This window comes from Janthinobacterium sp. BCJ23 (assembly GCF_059617945.1).
The window spans coordinates 1-13,183 of sequence record NZ_JCAQAW010000006.1 but is presented as its reverse complement, the minus strand read 5'-3'; the positions used below and the strand labels follow the sequence as shown (position 1 = coordinate 13,183).

The window sequence follows — 13,183 nt, the reverse complement described above, 5'->3', positions numbered from 1 at the left end:
CAAAATTTATGATTGTATTGCCTTCAAAGCTTTCTGCAACTCCATTAGCTCCTGTTCAACAGTAGCAAATGGTTTCTCAGAAAACCATCCTCTTTCCTTTCTAAAGCTACACGCTTGAAACCAATTTTCCAATTCATCGTCCATGATCCATACTCGATATCCGACTTCGACAACAGTTATCCCTAAACCAATCAGATTAAACCGAGCCAACCTTATCAATAAAATAGTTCTGCCACCTACCAGGCTTTGTGCCAATCCACCAAAATAATTTATTGTCTTCAAAGAAAAACTGAAATTTTTCGCCAATTGGGATCCTGCCAATCGCGCCAATAAAGGAGCGCCGTAGGATAATGCAGCGGCCAAGCCCAAACCCATGTTTATTGCACCAAAAACAGCTCGGCTAGTGTAAATTCCCACCAAAACCCCATTAGATCGTTCCTTCTTTATTTCATCATAAGCCGAAAGAATATCCAAACAAACTACAATGAAACCCGAAATAGCCCCCAGTACCCCCGCAGCCATTTTGAATCCGCCGCGAATAATATCTGCCGCCTTATTTATCCCGTTAATTTTACTATAAGGTAAAATTTCCCGTATAGATTTTGTCACAGCATAGATCAGGTCAAACGTTATACTACTCAGTGAAAATATTGAGGCTGCCACCTCAGCCTTTAGTCTGGGAGAATCCTGAAAATGAGGCAATTTTGTTGCCAGGGAAAGGCTTTCAATTGACATTAAAAGGACACCCATGCGGGCATGGCGAAAGTTATTGGTCTCGGGCCTTTTACCCACATCTAATTCGTCCAGTGCAATCTTGACCTTGTTTTTTACCTTTGCCTGTTCATCTTCTATCAGTTTTTCTATGCTCCCTTCCACTTTTGCCGCATCTGCCTGAGCAATTCTGGTGGCCTCTTTTCGCGCTAGACGCTCAGCTTTATTTTCTATGCTTTGCTCTAATTTATTTTTTTTACTTTCCGTTTTCAGCGTTTCAGCGTATTTCTTGGATTTTTCTCTTAATTCATCAATATTTTTTTGCTTTAGAGGAACCATCAATTCTTCGAAAGTTATCTTTTCAGCAAGATCGGCTAACTTAGAGTACAGCAATACACCGACGACGCCGGAAATTGCCTTGTCCAGCTTCCCGCTTTTAGTGGACAGTGCCTGAGTCCACTCCGATATTTTTGCAAATGCCATCCCCTCCGCAGTTCGATGATATTTTGATAAATTTACTATCGGCTTTTTTGTACTGGCCGATGGGTCCTTGTTGTGAATTTTCAGGACCCCGCTATCGCGCAACCATTCATCCCATGCGGAATCAATTTTTTTAAAGGAATCAATCAGGCCTTTGCAGGCCTTTAACCACGGCGCCGCCTGTACTTTTGAAATATCTCCGGCAGCCTCGACCTGGTCTTTAGCTTCCTTGAAAGCTTTTTCCGCTGCATCGTATAAAGATTTATGATTGTAAAAATTTGAACGCATGTACAAATTTTTTCTTTCAATTGAATTTACATCCATCCAACTTTTAAGAACAGGCGCATTTTCCGTACTCGCGAACATGCCAAACACACACCGGGAATATTCAAAATTAAAGCAAAAACCGCTGCTGATATTTTCTTCATCATAACTATCAAATGCGTCAACCAGTTCCGTGGATATCACCCACCTGGCATGATCGGCGGTTCTCTTCTTCGATTTTGCCTCAGCTTCTCGCGACAGTTTATCCAGGGTTTTCCGAAGCAAATCAATTTCCGAGACAGAGATGAGCGATTCATATTTTTTCTCGAATTTTTCGCGCGCATCCTGTTCACTGCCCGCAAGAATCTGCTCGCGCCTTTTCTCTCTCGCTTCAGAAGTTTTTCTTATTCTCTCTTCGATTATTTCAGCTTCTTTTACCCGATTTAATTTCCTGAGCAATTCAGCGTTATTTTTATTGATGTCCGGAAGTGCCCTCAAATCCATGTCATCAAGATTTTTCTTTCTGATTTCTACGCCATATTTGACGACACAGTCCTTGATATCATCAATACCGACCATGACGTCCATCTTCCGCCGGTTGCTGACTTTTTCCTTGTCAACCTGCCCAAGAAAATCCTCAAGCGGTTGTAGGGCGGCATTACGAAAATCGTTCAATTCCTGCGTGATGCCGATCGGGTCAAACACAGCAAAGGCTGCCGCCTTGGTCGCCACCATTTTCTCTTCCAGCTTCCCGATCCGCCCGCCCGGCGTCGCTAGCGGAAGATTTGCCATGCCTTCATAAGCATCGCAACTTGCCATGTAGAGCTGCTGCATGAGGGTTTTCCCCAAGGGGCTCTTGCAGGCATTCTGATATTGCCGGGCGAGTACGGCCTCGGGCACGTATTTGCCCAGCTCTTCTGGCTTCAGGCTGTGCGGCTGTTCGGTACTGCCTGCCGCCCATTCCTTCGGCAGGAATACCTGCATCTGTCCAGTTCCAACCCTGGCGTCGGCATTGGCCGCATAGGCGTCCAGCCGATCTGTCGTCATGGCAGTCGGCGTAAACAGCAGATAAATTTTTTCGACAAACTCGATCTTGTCGATCGCGATCAGGCTGGCATTGATGCCGCAGGTGGTGCGGTCGCAGGAGAAAGTCATGGCCGCCGAGGGCGGTGTATCGACGGGGAATTTCGACAGAAAGGCGTCGTCGTCGGCAAAATAGCCCTCCCAATACAGCAATCCCGACCGCTTGATCAGCACGTACAGGAAGCCGGAGCGCAGCAGGCGCGGCGCATAGCTGGCGTTTTCCAGTTTGATGTGCTTGACCTTGTCGCCCAGCTTGCCTGGCAGCGCGGGCACGCTGCCGGCCGCCCCCTCGCCCACCACTGCCGCATAGCGCAAGGGCAAGATGAACAAGCCGTTTTTATCGCAGAATTTACAGTCTTTCATCGCTCTTCCTGTTAGGTGTGCGGCACGCGGCCATCCTGCTGGGCATCAGTCCAGGGAATGCAGACGGGCTTTCAATACTATGTCCAGCGGCAAGCCTTGCGTCGCTGCCATCCGCATCAGTTCCCCGAGGGCGGGGTGCAAGGTGAAGGCCTGGCCGTATTCAACGGCGCGCCAAGCATAGGCGATCTGATCGTCAGCCTGCTCCAGGCCCGCACTTGCGCTGTGGACAAGATGGTGGTCGATTTGCGCATCGATGCCAGGCCCGATTGCCGTTTGCCTTGCGCGCAGGATGCGCACCACCAGGTTGATCTGCTCGATGCGCTCCATCGCCTGCATGGTCGGCTCATCGATACGCAGGGGAATGTCTTGTAGCGCCGACACCGGCTGCGCATGGCCATGCTGGATCAGCTGCCCATCGCGGTCGAGCTGGCACCATTTTTCAACAGGACCGAGCAGATCGGAAAAACTGCTGCCCCCCCCTGGGCCTGCCACGCTAGACGGGGGCAACACTCTTGCCAGATGCGGCATGACGCGCGGGTCAAAATAGCGCAGGTAGACAGCGTCGCCGGACGGATAGCGCACATTCAGGCGCGCCAGCATGGCGCTGCGCAAGCGCTCCAGGGTCGCCTGGCCAAACAGCCAGGCACAGATCCGGGGTACCGCGCCCGCTTCGGCTTGCTGCTCCAGCGCCAGCTTCAGGCTCTGTTCGACCAGCGCGTAGTGCTCGGGCCGGCGGTTTGACAGTTCGAGCAGCATCGGCGCGCGTTGCAAGTCATCCTCGAAGATCGGGTCATCGAGCAGCACGCTGGCCGCGGGCGGCGACAGGGCTTCGATCGCCTCGCGCAGGGGATTGTCGATGAACTGGTCGATCAGGACGACGGTCCTGTCATAGTCGCGGGCCACGTTGTACAGCACTTCATCGGCGCGCACCGCCGATACGGTTGGCGACGGTGAATTATCGTTTGACACCGGCCGCTCCCGCCATCGTGGCATCGAGAAGTTTCAGCGCACAGCCTTTCAATTGTCCCATTGGCAAGGCCAGGGGTACAGGGCTGGCACTGGCCGGCCCCGTGAACTCCTTCATGCCGGCCTTGAATTCCATCTTGCCGGGTCCATGGATTTCGATATTGCCACCCTCGAGCTTGATATAGGCGCCCTGCACTGTCATCAGCACATGCTGCTTGCCGCTGATATTGACGCTTTTGCTGACACTGGCCACGGTCACGGCCTTGTCTGCGGTTAATTTTGTTTCATCGGACTGGCTCTGGCTGCTGACCTTGCCGCTGGCGGCGTGCAGGCGGATGCCGGTTTCCTGGTTGGGTTTATCGGCTTTGCTGGCCTTGCCATAGGTGAACAGGCTGATGCCGGAACTGATCGCATGAAAATGGTTGCCTTGCGCGCCGAAATTGATGTCCTGCCCTGCCGCGATGCTGCTCGTATTGCCGGCGGCGAAAAGCGCATTGAGCGGCGTGGTGGCGGCGATGCCGGCCGGACTGGACAATTGCAACTGGGGCGCCCCGTAGGCCGTTGCCTGGCCGTCGCCTGTGCCCGTCGTGCCCTTGAGCATGTCGATGCTGTTCGCCAATTGTTTCAGTGCAGGCAAGGTATCGGGCGCCGTTTCGGCCTGGCCTTGCCCACCGCCGAACACAGCCTTGTGCTTTTGCGCCGTCTCGGCAAGCGAAGTCAGCAAGGCCAGGCTCTGTTCGATCTGGGCCGTGGCTTCCTTCGTATCCATCTGCGTGCCGCTGGCGTTGGTACGCCCGTCGGTCGACAGCAGCAGCCCCTGCCCCGCACGCAGCGCGGCGCTGTGCTCGGTTTTCAGTTCGGCGCCGAAGCCGGCGGCGGCCAGCCGCTGGTTGTCCGTCTGATGGCGCAAGTGCCCGAGATTCAGCTCGGCAGTACCCTGGTGCGCGCCGGCATGGCGCTGCAGGGCCACGCGCGGCTGACCCGGACTGTCGTCGAACACGAGCTGGCTGTACGCCGCGCCGCCCTGCTGGCTGGCCTGCATGGCCTGGCTCTTGATGCCGGACAACGCGGCCGGGTGAGCATGCGCGCCCGCCTCACCGGGAAACCAGGCCGGTGCATTGCCGGTGGCGGGCCCGGCGCCATGGGACACGCGATTATTCTGGGCATCGGCCGTGCCCTGGCCGTTGTAGACGGCACCGATCACGAGCGGCCGGTCGATATTGCCTTCCAGGAAATCAATCAATACTTCCTGGCCGATGCGCGGCAAGGCATGGCCACCCCAGTTGGCGCCCGCCACCGGCGCCATGGTGGAGGCCACGCGCACCCAGGTGCCGGCACTGTCGTCGCCAGGCGCACCAGTATGCTTGCCGCCTTGCGGATGGTCGAGGCGGCTGTGACTCGTGACGCCGCGCTGCCAGTGAAATTGCACCTTGATGCGGTGGTCGCGGTCGGTGTGAATCGCGGCGCCAGCCGGGCCCACCACGACGGCCGTCTGCTGGCCATGCACGGTCGGGCGCGGATGCAGCAGCCGGCCATGCTGGTCCTTGCCGCTGGCGCGATAAGGAATGTTGCTGCGGATGGCATCGATGCGGTTGCGGTACAGGGGCCGCTCGGCAATGGCGCCCAGCAGCGCGGGCATGCGGTGCAGGCTGCCCGCTTGCTCCTTGCGGATGGCCGCATCGAGCAAGCCCGTCTTGAGCGTTTGCACAACAGACGATTGCAGATCCGCGCTCAGGTTGTTGTGCATCAGGTGCACCGTGCGCACGACCAGGAAGTTGCGTGCGTCGTCGCTACCCTGGTCGAACACCGGCTGTCCCTGCAAGCTGAACGTGGTGCCCGGCGACAAGGTACGCACGGTACCGGCCGCCACATGGACTTCCTTGCCCGCTTCAAGCGCCTGCAACTGGTTGCGCGCGATACGCTGGCCCTGCTCACGCGAGGCGTAGGCATAGGCCCCGGGCGCGTCGCGGCTGAGCAGCTCCACCTGCTGCGCCGCACCCGTCGCGCTGGCGACACGCTGGTCGAGCGAGCGGTAATCCCAGCTGCCGATGGCGATGGCATTGGTCTGCTGGCGCAATTCGGTGCGCCAGCGGTCGATGCTGTCGACCTTCATCACGGCACCCGGCTGCGTGAAATCGATGCTGCTCTGGGCATTCGGCTTGAACGCGCCGTTATGGTCCGCGATCACCAGGCAGTGGCTGCCCAGGCTGGGGCTGCCCGGATCGCCGCTATGCTCATAGTAATAAAACAGGCCTTCCTCGTGCATCAGGCGCTGCGCGTAGGCCCAGTCGCTTTCCTGGTATTGGGTGCTCAGGCTGCGTTTCGGGTATGCCGCTCGGTCGAGAATATCGAAACGCCAGGCCGGCGCCAGCTTGCCTTGCGCCTGATAAGCGGCAAACAGCGCGTCGAGGATGTCGAATACCGTCATGTCCTGGAACACGCGGCTGTCGCGGCCGTGGGCAAGAAACGTGCTCCACGGTTCCAATGTCAACTGATAGCGCGCCATGCCGCCGTTCGCGCCAACCAGCTCGACGGCGGTGATGTGGCCGTGGAACGGGCGCAGCGCGTCGGCGCTGGTCGCGGTCAGCAATTGCAGCAGGGCCGGCTGGCCGATCAAGGTACGCAAGGAAATGGCGGCGTCCGTCGACAGGGCCGCGATCTGGAACACGAAGCCCGTGCTCAAGCCCTCCTCGCCGCGCACGCATTCGGCCAGCAGGCGGTCAGCGCCGAGGGGCGTGGTCAGCTGTAACAATCTGCTGGCTTGCGTGAAACTGGCGGGCAAGGACATGGACATCCGGAACTCCATCACGCGGCTTACCGCATAAAATTAGTAAATAAGCACTTTTATCAAAGCCATTACACCCTAGAAATTTCGTTATAGCAAGAGTGTTTCGATTGAAATCCGGACTGCGGCAATCATTGCGAGCCGTTAAGGCCGCGCAGTTCCGGCATGGCCGGTTCCGTGGGCCGCAAATGTGTACTCTTCAACAAGGTTTCCAGGCGCGTGTAGCTGGTCTTGAACGGCGGCGGATTCTGCTTCAGTTCCGGCGCCTGCTCCATGCTGCGGCTGTTAAGTTCGATCAGGATGTAGGGCAGCACTGCCGTACCCAGCCATCCCGCGTAACCGGTAAATACCGTATAGGTTTCAAACGGCATGCTGCCGGGCCGGCTCACTTTCAGCGCCACGCCGCCCTGCTGCGCCGTCAGTGCGCCGATGCGGGCGCTACGGGGCGCGATGCGTTCGACAATGAAAGGCTGGGCTTCCTGCTCGCCGCGGCTGCCGTACTTGCCGATGCCGCCGGTGGCGGCCGCCTGGACCAGCGGCACTTTCAAGGCGCGCGGATCGACATTGCCGGTGCTGATCGTATACAACACGCCGGGCGCGTCGGGCCAGCGCAAGGACTGCTTGATGGCGCTGACCGTCTTACCATCGTCAGCGATAAAGCCATGCGGAATGCACAGGCCCAAGTCTTTCGGCACTTCATTGGCGGCGCGCGGGCGGAAGCTTTTCAGGAAGCGGATGAACTGCTGGCCATGCGCTGCCTCGCTATCCTTGTCGCGTATTTCTTGCGTGGATTCAAACACGTAGACATAATCGCCGCGCTTCAGGTGGCTGCGATAGATGGAGTAGCGCATGGGGTTGACCGTTCCCGACCCTTCGCTGCTGCGGTAGCCTTCACTGCCGGGCAGGCCGGAATCAAATGCCTGGTAGTTGCTCTGCAGTTCCTTGATCTGCGCCTGCCTGCCGATGACCGACTTCTGCGCCAGATAACTCGCCTGGCGGGTCCTGGCGTTGGCAGGCTGGCCTTTCAATTGGGCCAGTTCCGCCTCATCGTCCTTGAGCAGCGCCTGCAGCCTGTCGATCCTCGCTTGCGGCATGGCTTCCCGCAAGGCGGCCAGGTCTTCCTTGCCTAGCGGCCCCAGCACGCCGATGCGGACATTTCCAACCTGTATCTCATCACCTTGGTGAAATACTTCCTCGCTGAAAGACCGGTAAAAGATACCCGTGTCGGAAGCGTCCTTGTAGCGGGTCGGCCATTGCACCGGCGCATGCACGTCGAACACCAGCCGCCCCAGGCATTCGCGCGCCGTGCCGGCCGGCGTCACGTAACCGGATGCGGTCGCTTGCATCAGTTCCTGCGCCGTCGGCTTGCGCGACGGCGCCGCCGGATCGGCCTGCTCAGCGCCCATGCCGTCGCCATGCGCGCCTGCAAACAGCAGGAGAGCGGCGAGATGGCGTACGGCACTACGCGGAAAACGAACTATCATCATGGGTAGCAATCAAAAAATACACTATTCTTCAGGCCGCGCTTTCGCTCTGGCCGGTTGGCGGGCGTTTGCCTGATTCAACGTGGGCGTAGGTTTCTTGCGGCAATGGATGGTCGACATCGTGCAGCCGTTTCTTCTCCTGATGGGCCAGCAGGGTCAGATTCATGCCAGATATATTGTTTTCGCCTGCCGTCCAGGTGACCGGCAAGGCCACGATAAAACCCTGCACGCCCACGGGAGCCGATTCGGGCGCGCGCGTTTGCGCCTCCCAGGAATGCGATTTGTCGCGCAAGATATCGGCATCGCGCCAGAAGCGCTCGTGGAACGGCATGTGGTGTTCCAGACTGCGCGTCCTGGCATTCCAGGTGGGCCAGATCGAGCTGGGCTTGCCGCTTGGCCGCGCCAGGAAAGCGAAGGCCTTGGCATACGCTTCCGCATTGGCAAGCGCCACTTTTTGAATCGCCTCCCAAGTGTCCGGGGCCGCCGGACGCAACAGGTGCTTGATCAGGTCCTTGGCCGGGGTGGCGCCATCGGTCAGGCCGAACAGTTTTTTCCACAGGCGCACCCGCAAGTCATGCACGTTGACGCTGACCTTGTCGCTATCGACACCATCGAGCTCGACATCGGTCTGGTTGTCATCCCTGACGACGACCGCCAGTTCCGAATCGCGCCCGCCCAGCTGGCTGCGGTCGTTGATATTGGCGCTGCCCAGGATCGCCACCCGGTCGTCGGCGATCAGCAATTTGGAGTGCACATAAATCTGCTCCGTCACGTGACGCTTGTCCAAGGTTTCCCATGAACGCAGGTTGAGCAAGGTCAGGTAGCTGGTCCACTTGTCGCCGGCCAGTTCGGCCAGCCGGTCCGGCGCGTAGCCGGCAACGGTTTTCCTGGCCTCTTCCGCTCCGAGTTTTTTGCTCTTGCGCAGATCCCGCACGAGGATGGCGCGCCGGATCCGGTTAACCAGACTATCCTTGCCAAACACCAGCGACTGCATCGTCAAATGCAGCTGCGTCATGATATTGAGGGTGTCGAGCGTGCCTTCCGGATGTACCGGCAGCACCATGTAGACATGGAAGGGCAAGCCATCGTTGATGGCGCGCTCGATGCGCTGCGACAATGCCAGGCCGATCGGGTTGAGGATGCCCGGCTCTTCCTTGCCCATCATGCGCGTCGAGGTGATATCGGCATAGTTGCTCATCACATTGAACAGATCGGCCATGAAATCGCTGCCACCACCGGTAATGTCGGCCCTGACATCGTCGATCTGCGACCAGATCAGCTTGTCGATCATCTCCGCCGGCGGCACGCCGTACACGCCGAGCTGCCGCGCGTACTTTTCATAGGCCGGCGACTTGCTGATATCGAGCAGCGCCGCCATGGGACCGGACAGCGGCCTGGTCTTGCTCGCATCGTCGCCATATTCCGATTGGAAAAACTGGCCCTCGATATAGATGAATTTCTGCGCCCCATTAATCGCCGTCAACATCGCCTTGAGGCAATTGTTCTGCGGCCACTCCGGACTGGCCGAACGTTTACTACCGCGCGCATGCGCGGCCCGCTCGTCATTGAGCAGCTTCATCGGCGCGCTGCGCAACACTTGCACCCAGGCGTCGCCCGGCTGCGCATGCGTATTCGGCGGCGGCGCGGCGGCGATGCGCTGCAATATCAATCTGGGCGTGCCGGACATGCCCAGTGCCTGGAACATCTTGATCAGCGCAGGCGGCATGCTGGCCTGGTACGATTTTTCATAGCGCTGGGCAATGCCATTCCAGCGCTCGATGAAATTGCGGCTCAAGTCGCTTACCGACGGCCCGACAATGGCCGCATGCACGTCGTGCCATGGCATGCGCGGCTGCGTGGCGGCGAAGGTCTTGGCCCCGGTCGGCATGATCTTGCGCAGTTTTTTCAGGTTTTCATAGCGCGTGGGACGCGCGTCGGCCAAGGTCGACAGATAAGTGAGGACGCCGATCACGAAGGTCTCGAGCAGCTTGACCGTGCCGCTGCGCAATTCGGGCGGCAGCTTGTTCAGCGAGCCGGCGTTCAGCCACGACATCAGCGCCGTGCCGCCGTCGATCACATGCGCGCTGCCCGTGGTGCGCACGCCATCGACCTTGTCGCGCAAACCTTTGTCGAGCTGGCCGTAAGCCCAGCGCGATATATCCTGTGCGACATCGATCGGTATGTCCTGCAGCTTGCCGATAAAGTCGGGCATCAGGTCGATCGCCTGCCATTTTGCGGACATATTCTTCGATATCCGCGCGATGCCGTTCTTGGCGTCCTGCACCACGTCAAGCACGACGGCGACCGGCGTGGCCATGGCCGAGGTGGCGAACGTGGCCGCGCCACCGACTTTTCCGCCGATGCAGCCGGCCAGCAGTTCGGCGCGCGTCAGGTAGGCCGTTTGCGCTTCGTTATTCATCTGGTCGATGGCCGGGATGCAAGTGTTGTACACCTCGTTGCCCTTGCGCGTGCCATGGCTGAGGGCAAACTTGCCATTGTCGCGGCGGCCATAGGCAAGGTCGATGCCGCCGACAAACGCGCGCTCATCGTCGATCACCACCAGTTTCTGGTGATGGGAAAAGCCGATGCCCAGCATGCCTTCCATGTCGCTCTGGGCGATCGCCGGCAAGGCGAACGCCTTGGCGGGGCCGTCGACGCCGGCATTGAGCTGGAAGATCGCCAGCACGGTTTCGAAGTCGCCCGTGTCGACGCCGACCTTGGGCGAAAGCCACGGCATCACGTACACTTTCGGCGCGGCGGGGCTGGCGATGGCCGTTTCCAGGCATTCGAACAAGGTCTTCGTCGCCGTCAGTTCGACATCGAAATTGACTTGCCAACCGGTGATGAAAATCGATTTTTTTGCCCCTTCGATGGCCTTGGCCACGGCCGTGAAATACTCTTCGCCGGTGACATAGAACTCGACGCGGTTACCCTTTTGCTGTTCGGAAAAGATGCTGCCCCACTTATGCTTGGGGAAATTCGGCAGTTCCTCGCCATCGTGCACGAAACAGCCGGGCGCCGACGTGGCCGGCGCGCTCGGCGTACCGTCCTCGGCCGTCAGTTGGGAGATATTTTTATTTGTCATGACACATGTCGCAGTCTGTTGCCGACGTGGCGTAGTGGGAAAGAAAGCGTCGCCATCAGACTTTCACCTTCGGCAGGATGTTTTTCAGGGTCAGCGAAGCCAGCGCTTCTTTCGCATAGCGCGCCTGCGGTGCCGCCGCCGCCTCGAAGATGGTGCCGTAGCGTCCGGCGCTGAAGTCCGCCGCCTGCATCGCATGGAACAGCTTGTCCTTGTCGCTCCAGTCGGGCGATTCGGTTTCCACGTTCAGCCGCACGCTGTGGCCCGGATACACGATCCATGTATGGTCCGGATTGCTCGCATAGACAGCGGCAAGTTTTTCTTCCTCTGCATCGCTGAGCTTGATATTCCCCGATGCATCGGTCTTACCCTGCGCCACCAGCTTGTCGTCGTCGATGAAATCCATGCCGTCGGGTTGCGCGCCATGGGTGATCTTCCACGGTGTGTGCGCCAGCGCATGGCCTTTCAGCCCCGGCGTATCGGCCAGGCGCAGCAAGAATTTCAAGGGCCGCAGCGCCAGCTCGGAGCGCGGCAGGCGCGGCAGCGGATAACCGAGTCCTGCCGGCCCCAGAAAACTCTTCTTGCCCGCAAAAACGGTGATCTTGCCCGGGCACTGGATCGTGATGTTGCCGCCCTCGATCGTGATGTTGGCGCCGCCCGCCGTCGACAGGCGGATGCTTTTCGCCGCCGCCCAGTCGACGTGCGCGTTGGCGCTGGCGACATTGATTTCTTCGCGCGCCTGCACCTTGATCTCGTCGGACTGGGCCTGCACCTCGATGGGCTGGCTGGCCGCCACCAGTTGGACGCCCAGCTCGCCCTCGCCCGGTTTGACGACGCCGCCCAGCATGCCGATCGCCTGGCCCGTGTGCAGTCGCCATTGGCCGCCGCTGGCGAACTGCGTATCGAGCCCGCTCATCAGTGTTGCCGTTTCGCCATTCGACAATTGCATATCCTGGCCGGCCACCACGCCCAGGCCCGCCTTGGCCGCCACCGCGATGATGGCGTCGCTGCTGTGCGGCAGCTTGTCGTCGGCCGGCGCCGTGGGTTTGCCGGCCGCGTCGGTCCTGGCGGCGTCCACGCTGTCGCGGCTCAGCATGCCGGAGGCACTGGTCAAGAATGCCGGCAACGGCGCGGCCTTGGCATCGAGCACACTGCTGCCGGGCGCCGTCGCCCCCAGGTGCGCCGCATAGGCCACCCCCTGGTGCGTGACGGCCGCCTCGCTGAAGGTCTCGCCCAGCTTGGCCGCCTGCTTGAGCAGCGCCATGCCGGGCGCATTGTCGCCGGCCGGATCGCGCGCCCGCGCGTCGTGGTTGACGAGGTAGCTGGAAATCAGGAGCCCGGCGCCCGCCCGCACCGCGCCATACGCATCGGTGCGCAACTCGGCGCCCGCGCCGCGCAGGCTGCCCCGGTAATTGTCGGCCGCGTGGATCAGGTGGCCAAGAGTGAGTTCGCTGGCCGCATGGCTGCTTTTCAGCTGCACCCGGCCCTGGCTGTCGGTGTCGTCGAACAGCAGCTGGTTGTAGCCCGCCGCTCCTCCCGCCTTGCCGAACTCCTTGCTGCGGATACCCCATTGCGCGCTGGCATTGCGGTGCGCCGCGCTGGCGCCAGCGGCGCCATGCCACAAGGGACTGTTGCCGCCCGCCACATTGCCCTGGCCCGCTACCGCGTGATCGTGGGCCGGCTGGAACACGCCAGCGTCGCCAGGCTCGCCGCCAACACCGCCCGGGGTCGGCTTGGTACCGCCCTCGCCCTGGCCGTTGTACAGGGCGCCGACGATGACGGGCCGGTCGATATCGTTTTCCAGAAATTGCACCAGCACTTCCTGGCCGATGCGCGGCAGGAACTGGCTACCCATGCCGCCGCCGGCCGCGCGCTGCGCCACACGCACCCAGCAGGTGGCATGTGTTTCCTGTTGCCAGTGAAAGCGGATGCGCACCCGGCCCAGCCTGTCGCAATAGATTTCAT

General features: G+C 59.7%; 6 protein-coding genes. All 6 read right to left on the bottom strand.

Annotated elements, in window-relative coordinates:
- Positions 1 to 6 precede the first annotated feature (6 nt).
- The gene (locus AC54AG_RS19000; RefSeq protein ID WP_496631284.1) at positions 7 to 2,901 is read right to left on the bottom strand and encodes a T6SS effector BTH_I2691 family protein; all 2,895 of its coding nucleotides are present in this window, start codon (positions 2,899 to 2,901) and stop codon (positions 7 to 9) included.
- 45 nt (positions 2,902 to 2,946) lie between these two features.
- Positions 2,947 to 3,870, bottom strand: a complete 924-nt coding sequence (locus AC54AG_RS18995; protein WP_496631283.1) for a DUF4123 domain-containing protein — start codon at positions 3,868 to 3,870, stop codon at positions 2,947 to 2,949.
- Positions 3,857 to 6,661 carry a type VI secretion system Vgr family protein gene (locus tag AC54AG_RS18990; protein WP_496631282.1) on the bottom strand — a complete coding sequence of 935 codons (2,805 nt, stop codon included), beginning with the start codon at positions 6,659 to 6,661 and terminating at the stop codon, positions 3,857 to 3,859. Before AC54AG_RS18990 ends, AC54AG_RS18995 begins: the two co-directional genes overlap by 14 nt.
- A gap of 122 nt (positions 6,662 to 6,783) precedes the next feature.
- Positions 6,784 to 8,139 carry a T6SS immunity protein Tli4 family protein gene (locus tag AC54AG_RS18985; RefSeq protein ID WP_139143531.1) on the bottom strand — a complete coding sequence of 452 codons (1,356 nt, stop codon included), beginning with the start codon at positions 8,137 to 8,139 and terminating at the stop codon, positions 6,784 to 6,786.
- Positions 8,140 to 8,167: 28 nt separating this feature from the next.
- Positions 8,168 to 11,221 (bottom strand): phospholipase D-like domain-containing protein, encoded by a 3,054-nt coding sequence (locus AC54AG_RS18980; RefSeq protein WP_496631281.1) that lies wholly within the window; start codon positions 11,219 to 11,221, stop codon positions 8,168 to 8,170.
- 55 nt (positions 11,222 to 11,276) lie between these two features.
- Positions 11,277 to 13,183, bottom strand: a 1,907-nt coding sequence (locus tag AC54AG_RS18975) for a DUF2345 domain-containing protein (protein WP_496631280.1), incomplete at its 5' end; no start/stop codon positions are given.

Excerpts from the sequence above, each read along its gene's own strand:
- AC54AG_RS18985 (WP_139143531.1), bottom strand. The coding sequence starts at position 8,139 with ATGATGATAGTTCGTTTTCCGCGTAGTGCCGTACGCCATCTCGCCGCT.
- AC54AG_RS18980 (WP_496631281.1), bottom strand. The coding sequence starts at position 11,221 with ATGACAAATAAAAATATCTCCCAACTGACGGCCGAGGACGGTACGCCG.
- AC54AG_RS18990 (WP_496631282.1), bottom strand. The coding sequence starts at position 6,661 with ATGTCCATGTCCTTGCCCGCCAGTTTCACGCAAGCCAGCAGATTGTTA.
- AC54AG_RS19000 (WP_496631284.1), bottom strand. The coding sequence starts at position 2,901 with ATGAAAGACTGTAAATTCTGCGATAAAAACGGCTTGTTCATCTTGCCC.